Consider the following 19,562-nt stretch of genomic DNA (forward strand, 5'->3'; position numbering starts at 1 on the left):
GCACGAGTTGAGGTGTGGCGTCGGGCAAGATAACGGGATTCGCGGGTTGCAGTTGTCGAGCTCTTGTAGTGGCGCTCAACTGCAAGGCCTTTATCAGGTAAAAAGGCTCAACAAACACTTCCCGCCGACCTGCTACCCCTCGAACAGCCAGAGGGCTTACAAGCAACTTTATCTGCCAGGAACTTCTGTAGAATCCGGTGTTTGGTATGGCCACACGCTTAGCCCGGCGACGCCAAAAGCGCAGCGTATTGTTCTGGCGTATCCACATCCACCGCGCCAAGCGGAAAGGGCAAGGAAACCACCAACTCCGGATGCTGCCGCAGAAGCTGAGCGGCGCCGGCTGCATCGGGCAACAGGCGCAACAACGGCAGCGCCTCCACCCCGAAAAATACCGGCACACCCCACACCTCGTTGTACTGGCTAGCCGCAATCGGCTGACCAGGCGTGGCAGCGGCTGCGAGCTGTTGCAACAAGGAAGTTGTCACGAAAGGTTGGTCGCAAAGCATGACTGTAACTCCGCCTCGCAGTGGCCTAGCGTGCATTTCCAGCGCCTGTAGGCCAGTCTTGATGGAGGCTCCCATGCCCGCCTGCCACTGCTTGCACTGCACTACCATCACTGGCAGGCCTACCAACTCGGGCAGCAGCTCCTCGTGCAACGCCCCCGTCACGACCACCACTGGCGCCCCAGCGGCTGCCTCCACCGCAGTTTCGGCAGCCCGACGCAGGAGGGTTTTACCTTTAAACGGCAGGAGCTGTTTGGGCTGGCCCAGCCGGGAAGAAGAACCAGCCGCCAGCAGAATGATAGCCGACATAAGAACAGCAGGAAATAATCTAGGTGCTAAAAACGAGGAATTGAAGCCAGCAAGTTGTAATACTCAGCGCTGGCTTTCCAACAACCCAAAAGGGCAATAGCCTTTGGCCTTACTTAGCCATGTGGTGCTATAGCTCGCAAATGGCATCTACCCGGCCATCGGCTACCATCGGGCCGTCGGCGTGCAATGAAGGATGGATGGGATGGGGAGAGTCGCGCAGGAACCCCGCAGGACGAGCCGTGAGTACAGCCTGGATTTCAGCAATGATGGACAAGGCAATTTCTTCGGGCGTCTCAGCACCCAGGTTCAGGCCAATGGGACTGTATAGGCGGCCTTGCAAGCGGGCCGCGGCATCAGGCACATCTTTCTGCAAATCGGTGAGCAGCCTGTCGTACTTCTTGCGCGGCCCCAATAGGCCTACGTATAGGGTGGGCGAGTCCAGCAAATGGCGTAGTACCGCCAGATCGTAGTAATAGTTATGCGTCATCAACAGGGCAAAGCTGCTGTTGTGCGGCTCCTTTTCCACCTGCGCCAACGGCACCACTCGCACTGCTTCGGCTTCGGGAAAGCGCGCGGGCTGGGCTTGGGCTGGTCGGCCATCCAACACCTGCACGCGCCAGCCTAGGCCACTTGCCAGCCGTACCACGGGCTGCACATCGTTGCCGGCCCCGTACACCGTGAGGCGTACCGGCGGGCGCAGTATTTCCAGACACACCCGTACTGTTCCCGCTTCGGCGGGGTAATGGCGCGTGGCCGGCTGGCCGGCCGCAAGCGCCTGTCGGGCATCGGCCAAAATGGCTTGGTACAGCACCGAAGCAGAAGAAAGGCTGCCCTGCACTGCTCCATCCGAGGTCAGCAGCAGTCGCTCCCCTACCTGAGCCGGCGCCGCAGCACCTGCCAGGCTAAAAATTGTTGCTACCACAGCAGTTTCTTCCACTCCTTCGGCCCAGCGCCGCAACAGCTCTAAGGGGTTTTGCGGGTCTTGAAAGTCGAGGGGCTCCAGCAGAATCTGGACGATGCCTTGGCAACCCAGCGCGGCCCCAAACTGCAGGTCGTCGTCGGGGTCCGTAGAGTCATAGGTAACAATGGTAGGCTTGCCGCGCTGGATGGTCTGGCGAGCCCGGCGCCTGGCATCGCCCTCCAGGCAGCCGCCACTAATGGCGCCCGTCAGCTGTCCGTCTTCGGTCACGAGCATGCGGGCACCTGGCCTACGGTAAGCGGAACCCGCCACATCTACCACAGAAGCCAGCGCACAGGCGCGGCCAGCGGTGCGGTGTTCGTCGTAGGCCAGTAAAAGTCGTTGAAGTTCAGTCATAACACAGCGGCCGCCCCCTTCTAGCTGAAGCATGCATCAGCAAAACACCTACGCAACAGAAAAGTATGGCTAGTAAGCTGAAAGCCATAGCAGCAGTTAGAGAGTACGCTAATTCAGCAAGCAGGTTAGGCAAGACAAACACTGATTTTCTGCCACAGATTACTCTCTGCTACCTAAAAGCAGCATAACTGCAGGACCTTGGTGACATCTATCTTAATTAACTAAATCCTTGATATTTTGCATATTATATGTATAAAATTATATCATTTTCTGCAAAATCTATAATTTTCAAGCCATTGATTTACATATTACGCAATCATTAATTCTATCCTTCATGAAAAAATCAAGACTTACACTTCGTTCTCTCTCCCTAATGGGTCTTGGGCTGGCTTTTCTGGCTAGCTGCAGCAAAGAAGAAATTACCGTGGCGGATACGCAACCGCAGAACAGCACGTCAAACAATCAAGCAGAGGTTTCCAGCGAGTCTGTAGTTCGTCGGGGCCAGAGCTACATCATTCTTTCGTCTACTGATAATTTGCCTAGTGACTTGGCCAGCCAGATGCAGGCGGCCAATGGTACCCTTACCGGAGAGCTTTCCGGCGCTGGCCTAGCTCTGGCTACTTCCACCGATCCGGATTTCGCAGCCAAAGCCTCCCGCATTAGCGGCGTGCGTTCTGTAATCCACGATTTTACTTATCAGGGCTTCGCTCCTAATTCCGCTCGGGATGTGGAAGCAGTAACGGAATCAGACAATACCAACCCGGCTACCAGTGCCGATAACGACCGGTTTTTTCCGCTTCAGTGGGGCCACACCGCTATTCAGGCACCTGAGGCCTGGAATACGGGTGCCCGCGGCAAAGGCGCCTTGGTAGCGGTGCTTGACGGCGGCTTCGACCTGACGCATCCGGACCTAGTGGCAAACATTGCCGGCTCCAAAAGCTTTGTTCCTGGCGAGGCAGCGCAGTTTAAAGGCAGCGCTTTCAGCCATGGAACGCATACAGCCGGCACTATCGGGGCCGTTGATAACAACCTCGGCGTAGTGGGCGTAGCACCAGAGGCGAAGCTGCTGCTGGTAAAAGTACTGGCCGACGGGGGCTCAGGTTCCTTCTCCTGGATGATCCAAGGTATTTATTACGCTGTTTCGCAGCAGGCTGATGTTATCAATATGAGCTTGGGAGCCGCTATTCCTAATAGCAGCAAATACCGCGACGATAATGGCACGCCTGAGGATACCTCGGACGACAAATGGGTAAACGACACGAAGGAGATTCAGGAGTTGCTGGTCGCCATCAGTAAGGCCACCTCCTACGCCACCAAAAAAGGCGTAACGGTTATTGCCTCGGCTGGCAATGATGCCAACAATGGCCAGCGCGATAAAAACCTGGTGCACATTCCTTCGGGCGCTACCGATGTAATTTCCATCTCGGCAACCGGCCCCATGGGCTGGGCACTGAAGCCGCTGGAAACGAATCTTGACCGGATGGCTTCCTACACCAACTTTGGTACTTCGGATGTGGAATTTGCTGCTCCAGGTGGCGACGCAGCGTACCCCGGCAACGACATTGCCTCTATTGCTGGCGTAACCCAATATGCGTTTGCGTTTGACATGGTATTCAGCCTCACTAGCCAGGGCCGCTACACGTGGTCGGCTGGTACGAGCATGGCGGGTCCGCACGCGGCCGGCGTTGCTGCCCTGATTGTGGGCAAAGCCGGTGGCCAGCTGGATCCATCTCGGGTGCGGGCCATCATGCGCGCTTCCGCCGACGACCTCGGCAAGCCCGGCCGTGACCCCTACTATGGTTATGGCCGCGTAAATGCTCTGCGGGCTGTATCGCAGGCATTCTAGCTTTACTAGGCCAGTAAGCTGCGCCTATTAGCCGCCAATAAGAAAGCCCGTTTCCAAGTTTGGAAACGGGCTTTCTTATTCATACCTGCTGAGTAAAGCGATGCGCCAGGATATAATAACTGACGCAGTAGAAGTCGATGACGATGCCCCGATTTTCTATAGCGAGGAATGCTTCTTAGCGTGCGCTGGCTCCAGAAAAACTAGGAGCAATTCACTTCTGAAGAATGTCCCGATGCTGCTTAACTGAATAGTTGTTTAGTTACGAGGCTGGTATTTCGACTTAATGAAATCCAGCATTTCCCGCACCTGCTCATCGTCTTTGTTAACCTCGATTTTCCACAGTGCTTCTACCAAAAGCAGCAACAGGCTCGATTCTTTGGCAGGGTCCTCGTAGCCTAGCTGCTCAAAGGCTTTCCGCAGCAAGGCGGGTACCGGCTGCAGGAAACGCTCGTGCTGCTTGATGGCCGTAGCGCTATCGGCCAGCCTCGACTGCAGTTTCCAGAAATGCGGCTCTTCGCGCACCAGCTTGTAGGGCAGTTCTATTACGCTATGCACGAACTCCAGAGGCGCGCGGCCCTCAAACCACCCACGATTCTGCTCGATAATACGCTTATAGCCGTTCTTGATGATGAAGTCGAGCAATTGCTCCTTCGATCCGAAGTGTTTGAATATCAAAGCTTCTGACACTCCCGCCTCCTTAGCAATTAATTGCGTGGGGGTATGTTCAAAGCCCTTTTCCCCAAAAAGCTGAAGCGCTGTTTGGGCAATGTGCTGCTTGCGGTTGGTCATGGACACGGTATGTTTCTCTGCTATTGCGGCTCAATATAGCACCCTAAAAGGGCGCTACGTAGCCTATACGGCTATTCTCCGCACAGATTATCAAAAAAAGATACAGTTACCTGCTGTTTCCTCGGCCGTTTAGGGCCACCCTAACATCCTCGTGCCTACTACTTACCTCCAGTTTCTCGAGTCCGCCGCTTTTCTGCTGGTGCAGAGGTGCCACAACCTTATATACCATAAGCCGGCCGAACTGGAGGGTATCCAATTCGGCCGGCTGCGAGGTAGTAGAAGCAGGATGTCTGGGCCTGGGGAGCCAGACGGCTAACTACAAATTTCGCCAGATGGGTGGGATCAGCATCTGGGTAAACGGGGCGTGGGAATTAAATTACCAGATGGGGTGGGGAGCATCTGGGTAAGCGGGCGTGGGAATTCTCAATCAGCTAACTGGGTGGGATCAGCTGGCTGATTGATGGAACAATATTAAGCAAAGATTCTTGATCGCAAGTAAGTATTCACTTTTTTTTCGTGAGTGCACACTCACCTTTTAGTAGTTATAGCCAGAAAACAGGCCCTCTAATGCTCTAGCCTGGGGATTATGCTCAAACCGGGAATGAAAAATAAACTAACAAATGTTTGTTGACCACGCACATCTACGCTACTTTTAACAGCCCTCTTCTCACTTTTGGCTGTGTGGCTAAGCCCATTTAATGCTGAATTAGTACGGTGTCTGTACTGCAGCGTGAGCAGCAAACTCTGCGAATTGAAAGTTCTTAATAACCTGGCCTAGGCCACCTTTATAGTGAGAAAGGTTACAGCCATTTGTGGCACCTTTCATGGGCAAGTGCTTTTGCCCCGCAACAAGCCCTCCGAACTCCCGTCCGCCCTACCCTTCCCAGATGGCTAAGAAAATCAAGACGAATAAACGACAGATTATCCTGGAAGAAGCCGCCAAGCTCTTCAAGGATCGAGGGTTTGGCGGTACGTCGATGCGCGATTTGGGGGCGCAGGTAGGCATGGAAGCAGCGAGCATGTATAACCACATCAACTCCAAGGATGAGATTCTGGAGCACATCTGCTTTCACGTTTCCAACACCTATATCTCACAGCTGGCCCAGATTGAGCAAACGGATGCCACATATGTAGAGAAAATCAGGGCGCTGGTGCGGTTGCACATCCACCTGATGATAGAGGACGGCGCGGCCGTATCAGTAGCCAACAACGACTGGAAATACCTCACCGGCGACAAGCTGACCGAGTTTAAAGATGCTCGCAAACGCTACGAGCGTGGCTTCGCGGCCCTGATTGAGCAAGGTATTGAGGCCGGTGAGCTGCAGCCCGTGAACGTATCGGTGGCGCTGTTCACAATTCTCTCGGCCGTGCGGTGGGTAGAGCTATGGTACCGGCCCGGCCGCGGCATCTCCGGCGAGGAATTAGAGGAAAACATCATGACCATTTTGCTGAATGGCCTAGCAAAATAATATCAGTTGCCTGTTGTGAGTTGCTGGTTACCAGTGTCATTCTTAATGGCCTAGGCCACTTGGCAATCGGCAACTAGCAACTCACACTCGGTAACTCCTAACTGGAAACTCATCCCTAATGAGCCGATTTCATAAAGTTAAAATCAAGCGCATCAACAAGGAAACGCCCGACTGCGTGACGCTGTCGTTGGACGTACCCACCGAGCTGCACGACACGTTCAAGTTTACCCAGGGCCAGTACCTCACGTTTCGGCGGGAGCACAACGGCGAAGAGCTGCGCCGCTCCTACTCCATTTGTAGCAGCCCCCTGGATGGCGAGTGGCAGGTAGCCATCAAGAAAGTACCGGAAGGTCGCTTCTCTTCTCTGGCGGTAGAAAACCTGCAGGTGGGCGAAGAGTTGGAAGTGATGCCGCCGGCCGGCCATTTCTACACGGTGCTGCACCCTGAGCAGGCCAAAAACTATGTAGCCTTCGCGGCAGGTAGCGGCATTACGCCGGTCTTTTCCATTATTAAAACCATTCTGCTGACGGAGCCCAAGAGCCAGGTAACACTGATTTATGGCAACCGTGGCCGCAACTCCATCATCTTTAAAGAGGCCATTGAGGCACTGAAGAACAAGTTTCTGCAACGCTTCAGCGTCTACCATATCCTCAGCCGCGAGCAGGGCGACACGGACTTACTGTTCGGCCGCATTGATGAGGCAAAGACCCAGCAGTTCCTCCAGAAGATTCTGCCCGCTGATCAGATTGACGAAGCTTTCCTCTGCGGCCCCGAAGAGATGATTAACGGGGTACGTGCGGCGCTAAGCAGCGCGGGCGTAGCCCCAGAAAAGATTCACTTTGAAATGTTTACCTCCGCTAGCAGCGCCAAAAAAGCGGCTGGCCCGGCCAAGGTGCATCCTATTGGCGAAGACGACAAGAAAAGCCGGGTAATGGTGCAACTTGATGGTGGTACCCGCGTGCTGGAAATGTCGTACTACGGTAATACTATTCTGGATGAGCTGCTGGAAAGCGGAGCCGACGCGCCCTACTCCTGCAAAAACGGCATGTGCAGCACCTGCCGCTGTCGGGTAATAGAAGGCACGGTGGAAATGGATGTGAACTACTCCCTCTCGGATACGGAACTGGCAAAAGGCTACGTCCTCTCCTGTCAGGCCCGCCCCACATCGGAGAAGGTGAAGGTCGATTTTGACCAGTAATGGCCTAGCACTGGCATGCTGAGTGAAGCGAGGAACCTGGATTCAGTTTCTATATATTCAACCAGCTTCTTCGCTCCGCCCGTAAAGCAAGCGCAATATTTTTCTTACTTTTAACTAACGAATGTTAGTTAAACTTTGTTGAAAGCGTATGGAAACGGTAGAAATCAACCTCGAAGAGCAGTTTCAGGCCCGCATTGACGCGGATGTGCGCATTGAGCCCAAGGATTGGATGCCCGACGCGTATCGCAAAACGCTGATTCGGCAGATTTCTCAGCACGCTCACTCTGAGTTGGTTGGTATGCTGCCCGAAGGCAACTGGATTACCCGCGCTCCTTCGCTGAAGCGCAAGTCCATTCTGCTTTCCAAAGTGCAGGACGAAGCTGGCCATGGCCTCTACCTCTACAGCGCGGCCGAAACCCTGGGTGCCTCCCGCGACCAAATGCTGGCCGATCTGCACTCGGGCAAAGCCAAGTATTCCAGCATCTTCAACTACCCCACGCTTAGTTGGGCCGATATGGGCACGGTGGGCTGGCTCGTGGATGGTGCCGCCATCCTGAACCAAGTGCCGCTGTGCCGTACTTCCTACGGCCCGTATGCTCGTGCCATGGTGCGCGTTTGTAAGGAAGAAAGCTTCCACCAGCGCCAGGGCTTCGAGATTATGCAGACCCTCTGTGAAGGTGCGCCCGAGCAGAAAGCCATGGCGCAGGAAGCCCTGAACCGGTGGTGGTGGCCTACGCTGATGATGTTCGGCCCCAAAGACGCCGACTCGCCCAACACGGCCCAAAGCATGAACTGGCGCATCAAGCGCTTCACCAACGACGAGCTGCGTCAGAAGTTCGTGGACATGATGGTGCCCCAGGCTGAGTTCCTGGGCCTGACCGTTCCCGACCCGAACCTGAAGTGGAACGACACCAAAAACGGCTACGACTTCGGCGACGTGGACTGGGAAGAGTTCTGGAACGTGGTGAAAGGCAACGGCATGTGCAACAAAGACCGCCTCGGCGCCCGCGTCAAAGCCCACGAAGAAGGCGCTTGGGTCCGCGAAGCCGCCCTCGCCCACGCCGCTAAACGTGCGCAGCGCGCCGAGCAGGAAGCCGTTTCGCAAGTGGCCTAGGCCTGTTTGGCAAAGAACCCAAAGAGTAGGTAGCCCGTCATGCTTCGACAAGCTCAGCATGACGGGCTACTTTCCAGCTAACTCACGCTAGGCCACCCCCCTACTCCAACCGTTGTGAAATTCACCATTTCACCACTTCACCATCTCACCTAATGACTCAGCACGAATGGCCTCTGTGGGAGGTTTTTATCCGCAGCAAGCAGGGCCTCGATCATAAGCACGTGGGCAGCCTGCACGCGGCCGACGCGGCCATGGCCATCCAGAACGCCCGCGACGTGTACACGCGCCGCATGGAGGGCATCAGCATCTGGGTGGTAGAGTCGAAGCATGTGCACGCTTCCAATCCCGATGATGCCGCTGCCTTCTTCGACCCGGCCAACGATAAAGTATACCGGCACCCCACGTTTTACGAGGTTCCGGATTCTATCAAGCACATGTAATTTCTGAGGTTATGCAAGTCACTCCATCCGAAACGGTTTCGTTGGCCAATTACACGCCAGAGGTGCGGCAGCAGATGTTTCGCTACGTGCTGCAGCTCGCCGATACCAGCCTGATTCTAGGCCACCGCCTATCGGAGTGGTGCGGACACGGCCCCATTCTGGAGCAGGATCTAGCCATGGCCAACATTGCGCTGGACTTGCTGGGCGAAACGCGTAGCCTTTACCAATACGCCGCTGAGCTGGAAGGCCAGGGCCGCACGGAGGATGACTTGGCCTTCCTGCGCCTTGCCACCGAATACCAGAACCCGCTGCTGGTGGAGCAGCCCAATGGCGACTTCGCCGACACGGTAGTTCGGCAGTTCCTGTTCGATAACTTTCATTTCCATTTCCTGCAGCAGCTCCAGACCAGCCCCGATGAGCGGCTGGCCGCTATTGCGGAAAAAGCCTGGAAGGAAGCGGCGTACCATCTCAAATGGAGTTCTGAGTGGATTATCCGTCTCGGCGACGGCACCGACGAAAGCCGGCAGCGCGTGGAGAAATCCATTGGCAACCTATGGCGCTACTCCGGCGAGCTGACCACCCCCACCGCCACGGAAAAGAGCCTGCAAAGCATCGGCCTGATTCCGGAGTATGCCGCGCTGCTGCCCGCCATGCAGGCCCACTTGCATAAGGTATTTGAGGAGGCCACGCTGCCCGTGCCGCCAGAGGCCTACATGCAGAAAGGCGGCAAAGAAGGACGCCACACCGAACACCTGGGCTATATTCTGACAGAGCTGCAATACATGCAGCGTACCTACCCCGGCCTGAAATGGTAACTGAAACGCACGCGCCCACGGAAGAACGCATCTGGCAACTGCTGGAGGAAGTCTTCGACCCCGAAGTGCCCGTGCTGAGCATTCTGGATCTGGGCATTGTGCGCGGCGTGCAGGTAGAGGGCGAGCAGGTAACTATAACCATCACGCCCACCTACTCCGGCTGCCCGGCCATGAGTACTATTGCCACCGATATCCGGTTGCGGCTGCTGGCCGAAGGCATTACCCACGTCGCCATCAACAACCAGCTCCGCCCCGCCTGGACCACCGACTGGATGACTACCGCCGGGCGCGAAAAGCTAGAGGCCTACGGTATTGCCGCGCCGGTTAATGGCACGGCTACCGGCCATGTTCTCAACCTGTTCGGGAAGGATACCGCTGTGCGCTGCCCGCTCTGCAAGTCAGAGCACACCCACCTGGTCAGCCAGTTTGGCTCCACCGCCTGCAAAGCCTCTTACCAGTGCGACGACTGCCTGGAGCCCTTCGATTACTTCAAGTGCCACTAGCTGCACATGCTTTTACCCGGAACGTCATCCGGCGCTTGCCGAAGGATCTCGCGTGCTGACATTGGGTTAGTAACTCAACATCAGCACCCGAGATCCTTCGGCAAGTTCAGGATGACATTCATTCCAAAAGACCTATCACCCAGCCCCACTTCCTTTCCCAATGCCTGAAACCAACTTTCTGAACTTCTCCATCGAGGCGGGCGTCGCCACGATTACGCTCAACCGGCCCGACGTATTCAACAGCGTGAACAAGCCCTTGGCGCTGGCGTTGCAGCAGCATTTGCGCGACTGTCAGCAGAACCCGGAGGTGCGGGCGGTGCTGCTTACGGGTACGGGCAAGGCGTTTTGTGCCGGTCAGGATTTGGCAGAAATCACAGGTCCGGATAGCCCGGAGGTGGCAGAAATCGTGGAGAAGCACTACAACCCGATTGTGCAGCTGATTCGGGAACTGGAGAAGCCGGTGGTAGCCGCCGTGAATGGCGTGGCGGCCGGGGCCGGCGCTAACCTGGCCCTGGCTTGTGATATTGTAGTGGCCAAAGAATCGGCCTCGTTTATTCAGGCGTTCAGCAAAATCGGGCTGATTCCGGACAGCGGCGGAACGTACTTCCTGCCCCGCCTGATAGGCCTACAGCGCGCCTCGGCCCTCATGTTCACCGGCGACAAAGTAAGCGCTCAGGAAGCCGTGCAAATGGGCATGATATACAAGGCTTTCCCCGATGAAAGCTTTGACACGGAAGTAGCCGCGCTGGTCAGCAAGCTGGCTGCCATGCCCACCAAAGGACTGGCCTACACCAAGCAGCTGCTCAACGGCACCTTTCACAACGACCTCACGCAGCAGCTCCGCGCCGAAGCAGATTATCAGCTCCGTGCCGGCCGCACCACCGATTACAAAGAAGGGGTTTCAGCCTTTATGGAGAAACGCAAACCAACCTTCACTGGTCAGTAAGCCACTGGTCGTCAGCCGGCAGATTATGTTCGAAAGGAGCTAAACTTGCTGACTGACAACCGAAAAGAACCTCTACTATGACCATCGGAATAATTGGCAGCGGGGCTATGGGCGCGGGCATTGCGCAGGTAGTAGCCCAGGCCGGCCACACGGTCTGTCTGCACGATACGAACTCAGCCGCCTTACAACGCGCTACCGTCAGCATCCAGAGCAGTCTGCGTAAGCTGGCGGAGAAGAATAAAATCAGCTCGGAGGAAGCCGAAGCGGCCATCCGCCGCGTGCAGACCTGCACCGACATGGATTCTTTCGCGAAATGCGGCTTGATCATCGAAGCCATTGTGGAAGACCTGGCCGTGAAGCAGGCGGCATTCCGTGATGTGGAAGCCGTGGTTTCAGCCGACTGTATTCTGGCCAGCAACACGTCGTCGCTTTCTATTGCGTCCATCGCGGCGGCTTGCCAGAAGCCCGAGCGTTTCATCGGGATTCATTTCTTCAACCCAGCGCCCCTAATGCAGCTGGTAGAAGTGATTCCGGCGGTGCAAACCAGAACTGGCCTAGCGGAGGAAATCCGCGACCTGGTGCAGAGCTGGGGCAAGCTGCCGGTGCTGGCCAAGGATACGCCCGGCTTCATTGTGAACCGCGTGGCGCGGCCCTTCTACGGCGAGGCCATCCGGATTCTGGAGGAAGGCATTGCCGATATGGCGACCATCGATTGGGCCATGACCGAGCTGGGCGGCTTCCGTATGGGGCCGTTTGCACTCATGGATTTCATTGGGCACGATGTAAACTACCGCGTAACGGAATCGGTGTTTACCGCCTTCTTCTATGACCCCCGCTTTAAGCCTTCCTTCACCCAAAAAAGGCTGTTCGAGGCGGGCTACTACGGTCGCAAATCGGGCAGAGGCTTCTATAGCTACGCGCCTGACGCAGTGCTGCCCGAACCCACCCGCGACCCGGCGCTAGGCCACCTAGTGCTGCACCGCATTCTGGCCATGCTCATCAATGAAGCCATAGACGCGCTGGCGCTGAACGTGGCCTCCAAGGAAGACCTGGAGCTGGCCATGACCAAGGGCGTGAACTACCCCAAAGGCCTGCTTGCCTGGGCCGATGAGCTAGGCCTGGGCAACGTACTCACGACCCTCGATGACCTCTACGCCGAATACCACGAAGACCGTTACCGCGCCAGCCCCCTACTGCGTCGCATGGTGAGAACAGGCCATACGTTTCTACCAAATGAGTCAGCCAGCAGCCACCGGTAACAGCCGCGCCGAAGCGGTGAAGGAGCTGATGCTCCAGCACGATGCCTTCAGCCGCTGGCTGGGCCTAGAAGTTGAAGCGGTAGGCCCCGGCTACTGCCGCCTGCACTTCAGGGTGCGGCCTGATATGGTCAATGGTTTTGGGGCGCTGCACGGGGGCGTTATGTTCTCGGCCGCCGACTCCGCCTTTGCTTTCGCCTGCAACAGCCACGGCCGCCAGAGCGTGGGCCTCACCGTCACGATTAATTATCTGGAAGCCGGGAAGGTCGATGACATCATCACGGTAGAAGCGCGCGAGGAAAGCCTTAAGCACAAAATTGGCGTGTATCAGGTGCGCGCCACCAACCAGGATGGCGCAGTGCTGGCCCTGTTTAAAGGCACCGCCTACCGCACCAGCAATGAGGTTTTATAACGCCAGCAGTGGCCTAGTGGAGGATATATCCAGCCCTAGGCACGTCATCCTGAAGCAGGAAGGATCTTATCAGGCTTACACAACTGGCCTAGCGCCTCGTGCTGACGTGATAAGATTCTTCGCTAGGCTCAGGATGACGTGCGGTAAGACAGATGACGTGCGGTAAAACAAGCGTCATCAGCAGCAACTAACACTCTACAACTGAAATGAATCAAGCTTATATAATTGACGGTATCCGGACGCCCATCGGCAACTTCGGCGGCACGCTTTCCGCCGTTCGTCCCGATGACATGGCCGCGCACGTTATCCGGGAGCTGCTGAAGCGCAACGCTTCTGCCGACCCTGCCGCCATTGCCGATGTGATTCTGGGCTGTGCCAACCAGGCCGGCGAGGACAACCGCAACGTGGCGCGCATGGCGCTGCTGCTGGCAGGCCTACCTACTTCGGTGCCTGGCGAAACCGTAAACCGCCTGTGCGCTTCGGGCCTTTCGGCCAGTATTGGGGCGGCGCGCGCCATCCAGAGCGGCGACGGCGACCTGTTCATTTCTGGCGGCGTGGAGAGCATGACGCGCGCGCCTTATGTGATGTCGAAGCCCAGCAAAGCCTTTGGCACCGACTCGCAGATGTACGATTCCAGCTTCGGCTGGCGCTTCATCAACCCGCGCCTGGAAGAGGCCTACGGCACTGACGCCATGGGCGAAACCGCCGAAAACCTGGTGGACCGCTACGGCATCAGCCGCGAAGACCAGGACCAGTTTGCCTATGAGTCGCACCAGCGCGCCGGCCGGGCCCGCGACTCCGGCCGCTTCGCCGAGGAAATTGTGCCGGTGTCCATTCCCCAGCGCAAGGGCGAGCCGCTGTTGTTTTCTGAGGACGAGTTCATCAAGTTGAACACTACGCTGGAAGGTTTGGCCAAGCTGCGGCCCGCGTTCCGCAAGCAAGGCGGCTCCGTAACGGCCGGCAATTCTTCGGGCCTAAATGATGGCGCGGCGGCGCTGCTGCTGGCTTCTGAAGAAGGCATCAAACAGCACGGCCTCACGCCCCGGGCCCGGATCGTGTCGATGGGCGTGGCCGGCGTGGAGCCCCGCTATATGGGCATCGGGCCGGTGCCGGCATCGCAGCAAGCACTCAAGAAAGCGGGCCTGACGCTGGACCAGATCGATCTGATTGAGTTTAATGAAGCCTTTGCGGCCCAGACTCTGGCTTGTGCCCGCGGCCTGGGACTGGAAGGCGACGACCCGCGCATCAACCCCAACGGCGGCGCCATTGCCCTAGGCCACCCACTGGGCATGAGCGGCGCCCGCATTCTGAACACGGCGGCCCTGGAGCTGCACAAGCAGAACAAGCGCTACGCCCTCATTACCATGTGCATTGGCGTAGGCCAGGGCTACGCGGCCATTATTGAGAAGGTATGATTTACGCATTCAACGGTATCGTGCCCGTCGTGCATGAGTCGGCGTTTGTGCACCCGCTGGCCACCGTTACGGGCAACGTCATCATCGGGCGCAACGTGTACATCGGGCCGGGTGCCGCTATTCGCGGCGACTGGGGCCAGATTATCATCGAGGACAATTGCAACGTGCAGGAAAACTGCACCGTGCACATGTTCCCCGGCACCACCGTTCGGCTTAAGGAAATGGCGCACATCGGGCACGGTGCCATCATCCATGGCGCCACCATTGGCCGCAATGTGCTGGTGGGTATGAACGCCGTGATTATGGACCGGGTGGACATTGGCGACGAATGCGTAATCGGGGCGCTGAGCTTCATCAAAGCCGATGAAGTCATTCCGCCCCGCAGTCTGGTGGTCGGGAATCCGCACAAAATCATCCAGCAGGTGAGCGACGACATGGTGGCCTGGAAAACAGAAGGCACCCGAATCTACATGCAACTCCCAGCCGACTGCCACGCCACCCTCACGCCCTGCGAGCCCCTGCGCGAAGTTCCCGCCGACCGCACGGTGCAGCAAGTGGCCTACCAAACCTGGAACGAACGGAAAGAAGGCGAGTGAGCTTCAACATCGACCGTCATGCTGAGCTTGCTGAAGCATCTCGCGTGCTGACGTTGCAATGGTAACCTAATTACTCTAACACGTCATCCTGACGAAGGAAGGATCTTATCCCGTATGAGCAGCTTGTTCTAGGCCAGTCGGACCAACGTGACAAGATCCTTCCTTCGTCAGGATGACGTGTTAGAGTCAGCACGCGAGATGCTTCGACAAGCTCAGCATGACGTTCTGATTTTAAATTCGCCCCACTCCCACCCTCCACCACCCCATCAACTCTACAACTCCCTCCCGATATGACTCCTACCCTTCAAAACTATGCGCTAGGCCACTGGATTGCCGGTAAGGGCCACGAGCAGGAACTATTGGACGCCAGCACCGGCGAAGTCATTGCCCTCGCCAGCAGCGAAGGTCTCGACTACGAGGCCATGATGGACTATGCGCGCCGCACCGGCAACAAGGCCCTGCGCAAGATGACGTTCCATGAGCGCGGCCGCATGATTAAGGCGCTGGCCCTGCACCTCGACAGCAAAAAGGAAGACTTCTACACCCTCAGCTACCGCAGCGGCGCCACCCGCGCCGACTCCTGGATTGACATTGAAGGCGGCATCGGCAACCTGTTTGCCAACGCCTCGTTGCGCCGCAAATTCCCGGATAAGCCGTTCTATGTGGAGTCGGACCCAATTGCGCTGTCGAAGGCGGGCAACTTCATGGGCCACCACATCATGGTGCCGAAGGAAGGTGTAGCAATCCACATCAACGCCTACAACTTCCCCATTTGGGGCATGCTGGAGAAAATTGCCGTAAACCTACTGGCCGGCATGCCGGCTATTGTGAAGCCGGCCGTGCCTACCGCTTACCTCACGGAAGCGGTGGTACGGGAAATCATTGCCTCCAAAATTCTGCCCGAAGGCGCGCTGCAGTTGGTGTGCGGCACCGGCGAAGGTATTCTCGACCACGTGACGTACCAGGATGTGGTGACGTTTACGGGCTCTGCCGCAACTGGCCGCAAGCTCAAGGCGCACCCGCGCATTCTGGCCGAGGCGGTACCCTTCAATATGGAAGCCGACTCTCTGAATTCCGCCGTGCTAGGGCCTGATGCCGTGCCCGGCACCATAGAATTTGACCTGTTCATCAAGGAAATCCGGAAGGAGATGACGGCCAAAGCCGGGCAGAAATGCACTGCCATCCGCCGCGCCATTGTGCCCGAAAACATGGTGGAAGACGTGCAGATTGCCCTCGGCAAAGCGCTGGCCCAAACCACCGTAGGCCACCCGCAGGCCGAAGGCGTGCGCATGGGCGCGCTAGTGAGCCTGACCCAGGTAAACAAGGTGCGTGAGCAGGTGCGCGAGCTGGCCAAGCACACACCCATCGTGTACGGCGACCTGGACAACGTGCAGGTAATTGGGGGCGACTGCAAAACCGGCGCGTTTATGTCGCCGATTGTGCTGCTGAACTCCGAGCCGTTCAAGTTTACCGATTCCCACGAGGTGGAAGCGTTCGGGCCGGTAGCAACCCTGATGCCCTATAAAGATTTAGACGAAGCCATTACGCTCTCCAACATGGGCAAAGGCTCCCTGGTGTGCTCCGTGGCCACCAACGACCCGCGTACGGCGCAGGATTTCGTGCTGGGCGCGGCTACGCACCACGGCCGTATTCTGGTTATCAATGGGGAAGTGGCGAAGGAAAGCACCGGCCACGGCTCGCCGCTGCCGCTCCTGATTCATGGTGGCCCCGGCCGGGCTGGTGGCGGGCAGGAAATGGGTGGCATGCGCGGTGTGGAGCACTTTATGCAGCGCGTGGCTATCCAGGGCTCGCCGAGTATGATTACGGCCATTACGGAGGTATACCAGCCGAAGGCCAAGCAGATTGAGAAGGACAAGCACCCTTTCCAGCACTACTTTGAGGAGCTGGAAATCGGGCAAACCTACACCACGCACCGCCATACGGTTTCAGAAGCTGACATCACCAACTTCGCGCAGGTTTCGGGCGACAACTTCTATGCTCACGTGGACGCTACTTCGCTGGAAGGCACGTTGTTCACAGGCCGCGTGGCCCACGGCTACTACGTCCTGAGCAAGGCCGCCGGCATGTTTGTAGATCCGCGCAAAGGCCCTGTGCTGCTCAACTATGGCTTGGACGAATGCCGCTTCACCAAGCCCGTGTACCCTGGCATGACCATCGGGGTGAAGCTGACTGTGAAGGAGAAAATCGGCCAGGAGAAGCGCGACGCGGAGGACGTGGCCAAGGGCATCGTGCGCTGGCTGGTGGACGTATCGGACGAAACCGGCGAAACCGTAGCCGTTGCTACCATCCTCACGATGGTGAAGAAAAAGAATCAGGAATAAACTCAACTATAAAAGAACGTCATGCTGAGCTTGCCGAAGCATCTCTACCGCTTCGTTGAATCGTTGCTAAGCCAGTTGGTTAGTCAGAGGTAGAGATGCTTCGGCTCCGCTCAGCATGACGTTCTTTTCTTCATAGACAAACCATGACCACCACCACCCTTACCGCCGGCAAAGTAGAAATCTCTACCGATGCCCATGGCGTTGCTACCATCACTTTCTTCCACCCCAGCCACAACTCCCTGCCCAGCGCCCTGCTGACGCAACTAGCTGACACCATTACCACCGTAGGCCAGTCTCCGGACACGAAGGTTATCATCCTGAAAAGCGAAGGCGAGAAAACGTTCTGCGCGGGTGCCAGCTTCGATGAGCTGATGGCCATTGAGAATGAAGCGCAAGGCCTGGAGTTTTTCTCAGGCTTCGCGAAGGTGATTAACGCCTGCCGTACCTGCCCCAAAATCATTGTCGGCCAGGTGCAGGGCAAAGCCATCGGTGGCGGCGTGGGCGTGGCCGCTTCTACCGATTATTGCTTTGCTACGGCGCAGGCCTCGGTGAAGCTCAGCGAGCTGGTTGTCGGCATTGGGCCGTTTGTGGTGGGGCCGGCCGTGGAGCGGAAACTAGGCCTCTCGGCTTACTCGCAGCTGGCGCTGGATGCTGCGGAGTTCCGCTCGGCAGAGTGGGCCAAGGAGCACGGGCTGTACGCGGAGGTACTTGATTCCAGAGAAGCGCTGGAAACTGCTGTGCAGGCCTTTGCTGCCAAGCTGGCTGCCTACAACCCCGAGGCTCTGACAGAGCTAAAGCAAGTGTTCTGGCAAGGCACCGAGCACTGGAATACGCTGCTGGTAGAGCGTGCGGCCATCAGTGGCCGGCTGGTGCTGTCGGAGTTCACCCGAAACTCTATCCGGCAGTTCAAAAGCAAATAGCCCGTTCTAGGCCTCTAAGGCCTGTTTACGGTAGCAGATCAACGGGCACTAGCCTACTTCTTACACCATAGAACGGCCCGTTCCTGCATGCAGGAACGGGCCGTTCTATGGTGTAAGAAGTAGGCTAAAAAGCTAGCCTGGTAGGACACTAGCGGGTAGTAGTACCGCTGGTAGTGCCCGATGTAGTGGTGCCACTGGTGGTAGAGCCGCTGGTAGTGGTACCAGTAGTTGTGCCTGTAGTAGTTCCGGTGGTTGTACCCGTAGTAGTTCCGGTCGTGGTGCCCATAGTGGTAGAACCTGACGTTGTGCCCATGGTGGTAGAGCCAGAAGTAGTACCATCGGTAGTACCCGAAGTGCTACCGGAGGTAGTACCACCCATCGAGCCATCGGTGGTGGAAGCGGGCGTGCTGGTGCTGGTGCTGGAGCACGACGAGAGAGCAACGCCGGCACCGAATAACAGCGTCAGTACGCGGGCAGACCAGAGGGCTTTTTGTGCGTTTTTCATAGAAAGTTAGTTAAGGGAGTGGAAGAGAAGTCGGAAAAAATCCTGCGGAACAAAGTCTGTTTTGGAAAGGATACCGTGCGGGCAAGGTTAGCGTGTTGGCCGCAACGCAGGATAGTAGAGGCTACTGCTTAGCATACCAGGAAGGTATAGAAGTGCGCCGCTTCAATAGAAGTAAATAAGGATAAAATTGTCATTAATCCCTACTATGTACAACGGTTCTCTAGCCGTATTATACCCGGTGTACGGATAAGCAATATTTTTTGTTCGCTGCAAGCGACTGTATACCTCAACAAGACAGCCACTTACCTCCTATCAACCTTCCCAAAAAGCTGTCATTCATCCCTCTAGCCCGATTCCAGCTATCCTATTCTCCTGCATTTACTTCAGGCGGCGGCGGTTAAAAACACTGTTCCCAAGAACTATCCTTTAGCCAGCTGGCCTAAACAACCTCAACAGTAGCACAAGCGCCCTCGCTGCCATAGAAAAGCCCCCGTGTCGGGCCCAAAACGACTGCTTACGTTTCGGGCCCGACACGGGGGCTTTTGTGGCTATGGAGTTTTTCAGACCGTCACGGTCTCCTCAATGGCTTCGGATATTTCGATTTCCTCCAGGGGCGGCACCGGGGCAAACCTCGACTCATGGAAATTGGCTTCCGGGAAGCCGGGCGCCACACCGGCGTTGTTGATTTCGTGGAGCGTGAGGCCGTAGCCGCGGTGCGTATCGTAGAGGCCGCGCACGGTGTAAATGGGCCCGCGCTTGGGCGTCTGGATGTTGGGATTCTGCACCAGCAGCAGCGTAAAGTCGTCGTTGGTACAAACTACTTCCTGCCCGATGTGAAAGAGTGGAGGATTCATGAAAAGGAATGAACT

General features: G+C 56.9%; 19 protein-coding genes. 14 read left to right on the forward strand and 5 right to left on the reverse strand.

The annotated features are described in order from the left end of the window. Positions 1-218: 218 nt before the first annotated feature. Positions 219-812 (reverse strand): nucleotidyltransferase family protein, encoded by a 594-nt coding sequence (locus CFT68_RS07130; RefSeq protein WP_088842694.1) that lies wholly within the window; start codon positions 810-812, stop codon positions 219-221. Between the two features lie 127 nt (positions 813-939). Next, complete coding sequence (locus CFT68_RS07135; protein WP_170934724.1) at positions 940-2,127, reverse strand: XdhC family protein; 1,188 nt, start codon at positions 2,125-2,127, stop codon at positions 940-942. Between the two features lie 334 nt (positions 2,128-2,461). On the opposite strand from CFT68_RS07135, the gene CFT68_RS07140 reads away from it, so the two are divergent. Further along, a complete protein-coding gene (locus CFT68_RS07140; RefSeq protein ID WP_088842696.1) occupies positions 2,462-3,973 on the forward strand; it encodes a S8 family serine peptidase in 1,512 nt (503 codons plus the stop codon). Positions 3,974-4,228: 255 nt separating this feature from the next. Here CFT68_RS07140 and CFT68_RS07145 read toward each other — a convergent pair whose 3' ends face one another. Beyond that, positions 4,229-4,762 carry a TetR/AcrR family transcriptional regulator gene (locus tag CFT68_RS07145; protein ID WP_088842697.1) on the reverse strand — a complete coding sequence of 178 codons (534 nt, stop codon included), beginning with the start codon at positions 4,760-4,762 and terminating at the stop codon, positions 4,229-4,231. An 887-nt stretch (positions 4,763-5,649) separates the two neighbouring features. Between CFT68_RS07145 and CFT68_RS07150 the strand changes: the two genes are divergently transcribed. The 13 genes from CFT68_RS07150 to CFT68_RS07210 all read left to right on the forward strand — a co-directional run bounded on the left by CFT68_RS07150 (position 5,650) and on the right by CFT68_RS07210 (position 18,188). After that, positions 5,650-6,231, forward strand: a complete 582-nt coding sequence (locus CFT68_RS07150; protein WP_170934725.1) for a TetR/AcrR family transcriptional regulator — start codon at positions 5,650-5,652, stop codon at positions 6,229-6,231. A gap of 118 nt (positions 6,232-6,349) precedes the next feature. After that, positions 6,350-7,429 (forward strand): 1,2-phenylacetyl-CoA epoxidase subunit PaaE, encoded by a 1,080-nt coding sequence (gene paaE, locus CFT68_RS07155; RefSeq protein ID WP_088842699.1) that lies wholly within the window; start codon positions 6,350-6,352, stop codon positions 7,427-7,429. Between the two features lie 148 nt (positions 7,430-7,577). Then, complete coding sequence (gene paaA / locus CFT68_RS07160; protein ID WP_088842700.1) at positions 7,578-8,543, forward strand: 1,2-phenylacetyl-CoA epoxidase subunit PaaA; 966 nt, start codon at positions 7,578-7,580, stop codon at positions 8,541-8,543. A gap of 152 nt (positions 8,544-8,695) precedes the next feature. After that, positions 8,696-8,983, forward strand: coding sequence for a 1,2-phenylacetyl-CoA epoxidase subunit PaaB (gene paaB, locus CFT68_RS07165; protein ID WP_088842701.1), 288 nt, complete (start codon positions 8,696-8,698; stop codon positions 8,981-8,983). A gap of 11 nt (positions 8,984-8,994) precedes the next feature. After that, complete coding sequence (gene paaC / locus CFT68_RS07170; RefSeq protein WP_170934726.1) at positions 8,995-9,798, forward strand: 1,2-phenylacetyl-CoA epoxidase subunit PaaC; 804 nt, start codon at positions 8,995-8,997, stop codon at positions 9,796-9,798. Further along, positions 9,792-10,301: a 1,2-phenylacetyl-CoA epoxidase subunit PaaD gene (paaD, locus tag CFT68_RS07175; RefSeq protein ID WP_088842702.1), complete on the forward strand. Its 510-nt coding sequence runs from the start codon at positions 9,792-9,794 to the stop codon at positions 10,299-10,301. The genes paaC and paaD overlap by 7 nt, the downstream gene beginning before the upstream one ends. Positions 10,302-10,461: 160 nt before the next feature. Then, positions 10,462-11,247, forward strand: a complete 786-nt coding sequence (locus CFT68_RS07180) for an enoyl-CoA hydratase-related protein (RefSeq protein WP_088842703.1) — start codon at positions 10,462-10,464, stop codon at positions 11,245-11,247. Positions 11,248-11,324: 77 nt separating this feature from the next. Next, positions 11,325-12,506 (forward strand): 3-hydroxyacyl-CoA dehydrogenase NAD-binding domain-containing protein, encoded by a 1,182-nt coding sequence (locus tag CFT68_RS07185; protein WP_088842704.1) that lies wholly within the window; start codon positions 11,325-11,327, stop codon positions 12,504-12,506. Continuing rightward, positions 12,481-12,915 (forward strand): hydroxyphenylacetyl-CoA thioesterase PaaI, encoded by a 435-nt coding sequence (gene paaI / locus CFT68_RS07190; protein WP_088842705.1) that lies wholly within the window; start codon positions 12,481-12,483, stop codon positions 12,913-12,915. The genes CFT68_RS07185 and paaI overlap by 26 nt, the downstream gene beginning before the upstream one ends. A 206-nt stretch (positions 12,916-13,121) precedes the next feature. After that, positions 13,122-14,330, forward strand: a complete 1,209-nt coding sequence (pcaF, locus tag CFT68_RS07195) for a 3-oxoadipyl-CoA thiolase (protein ID WP_088842706.1) — start codon at positions 13,122-13,124, stop codon at positions 14,328-14,330. Further along, on the forward strand, positions 14,327-14,926 hold the full coding sequence (locus tag CFT68_RS07200) for an acyltransferase (RefSeq protein ID WP_088842707.1): 600 nt from the start codon (positions 14,327-14,329) through the stop codon (positions 14,924-14,926). The genes pcaF and CFT68_RS07200 overlap by 4 nt, the downstream gene beginning before the upstream one ends. 290 nt (positions 14,927-15,216) lie before the next feature. After that, positions 15,217-17,268 (forward strand): phenylacetic acid degradation bifunctional protein PaaZ, encoded by a 2,052-nt coding sequence (paaZ, locus tag CFT68_RS07205; protein ID WP_088842708.1) that lies wholly within the window; start codon positions 15,217-15,219, stop codon positions 17,266-17,268. 143 nt (positions 17,269-17,411) lie between these two features. Continuing rightward, a complete protein-coding gene (locus CFT68_RS07210; protein ID WP_088842709.1) occupies positions 17,412-18,188 on the forward strand; it encodes an enoyl-CoA hydratase/isomerase family protein in 777 nt (258 codons plus the stop codon). Positions 18,189-18,336: 148 nt separating this feature from the next. Here the strand turns inward: CFT68_RS07210 and CFT68_RS07215 are convergent, their stop codons facing one another. Further along, the gene (locus CFT68_RS07215) at positions 18,337-18,693 is read right to left on the reverse strand and encodes a hypothetical protein (protein ID WP_212590369.1); all 357 of its coding nucleotides are present in this window, start codon (positions 18,691-18,693) and stop codon (positions 18,337-18,339) included. Between the two features lie 560 nt (positions 18,694-19,253). Beyond that, positions 19,254-19,547, reverse strand: coding sequence for a hypothetical protein (locus CFT68_RS07220; protein WP_088842710.1), 294 nt, complete (start codon positions 19,545-19,547; stop codon positions 19,254-19,256). Positions 19,548-19,562: the final 15 nt, after the last annotated feature.

The sequence above is a fragment of the Hymenobacter gelipurpurascens genome (genome assembly GCF_900187375.1).
Taxonomy (GTDB): domain Bacteria; phylum Bacteroidota; class Bacteroidia; order Cytophagales; family Hymenobacteraceae; genus Hymenobacter; species Hymenobacter gelipurpurascens.

What these genes read in the sequence shown, in the direction of transcription:
- CFT68_RS07130 (WP_088842694.1), bottom strand. Translation starts at nt 812, where the DNA reads ATGTCGGCTATCATTCTGCTGGCGGCTGGTTCTTCTTCCCGGCTGGGC.
- CFT68_RS07135 (WP_170934724.1), bottom strand. Translation starts at nt 2,127, where the DNA reads ATGACTGAACTTCAACGACTTTTACTGGCCTACGACGAACACCGCACC.
- CFT68_RS07140 (WP_088842696.1), top strand. Translation starts at nt 2,462, where the DNA reads ATGAAAAAATCAAGACTTACACTTCGTTCTCTCTCCCTAATGGGTCTT.
- CFT68_RS07145 (WP_088842697.1), bottom strand. Translation starts at nt 4,762, where the DNA reads ATGACCAACCGCAAGCAGCACATTGCCCAAACAGCGCTTCAGCTTTTT.
- CFT68_RS07150 (WP_170934725.1), top strand. Translation starts at nt 5,650, where the DNA reads ATGGCTAAGAAAATCAAGACGAATAAACGACAGATTATCCTGGAAGAA.
- paaE (WP_088842699.1), top strand. Translation starts at nt 6,350, where the DNA reads ATGAGCCGATTTCATAAAGTTAAAATCAAGCGCATCAACAAGGAAACG.
- paaA (WP_088842700.1), top strand. Translation starts at nt 7,578, where the DNA reads ATGGAAACGGTAGAAATCAACCTCGAAGAGCAGTTTCAGGCCCGCATT.
- paaB (WP_088842701.1), top strand. Translation starts at nt 8,696, where the DNA reads ATGACTCAGCACGAATGGCCTCTGTGGGAGGTTTTTATCCGCAGCAAG.
- paaC (WP_170934726.1), top strand. Translation starts at nt 8,995, where the DNA reads ATGCAAGTCACTCCATCCGAAACGGTTTCGTTGGCCAATTACACGCCA.
- paaD (WP_088842702.1), top strand. Translation starts at nt 9,792, where the DNA reads ATGGTAACTGAAACGCACGCGCCCACGGAAGAACGCATCTGGCAACTG.
- CFT68_RS07180 (WP_088842703.1), top strand. Translation starts at nt 10,462, where the DNA reads ATGCCTGAAACCAACTTTCTGAACTTCTCCATCGAGGCGGGCGTCGCC.
- CFT68_RS07185 (WP_088842704.1), top strand. Translation starts at nt 11,325, where the DNA reads ATGACCATCGGAATAATTGGCAGCGGGGCTATGGGCGCGGGCATTGCG.
- paaI (WP_088842705.1), top strand. Translation starts at nt 12,481, where the DNA reads ATGAGTCAGCCAGCAGCCACCGGTAACAGCCGCGCCGAAGCGGTGAAG.
- pcaF (WP_088842706.1), top strand. Translation starts at nt 13,122, where the DNA reads ATGAATCAAGCTTATATAATTGACGGTATCCGGACGCCCATCGGCAAC.
- CFT68_RS07200 (WP_088842707.1), top strand. Translation starts at nt 14,327, where the DNA reads ATGATTTACGCATTCAACGGTATCGTGCCCGTCGTGCATGAGTCGGCG.
- paaZ (WP_088842708.1), top strand. Translation starts at nt 15,217, where the DNA reads ATGACTCCTACCCTTCAAAACTATGCGCTAGGCCACTGGATTGCCGGT.
- CFT68_RS07210 (WP_088842709.1), top strand. Translation starts at nt 17,412, where the DNA reads ATGACCACCACCACCCTTACCGCCGGCAAAGTAGAAATCTCTACCGAT.
- CFT68_RS07215 (WP_212590369.1), bottom strand. Translation starts at nt 18,693, where the DNA reads ATGAAAAACGCACAAAAAGCCCTCTGGTCTGCCCGCGTACTGACGCTG.
- CFT68_RS07220 (WP_088842710.1), bottom strand. Translation starts at nt 19,547, where the DNA reads ATGAATCCTCCACTCTTTCACATCGGGCAGGAAGTAGTTTGTACCAAC.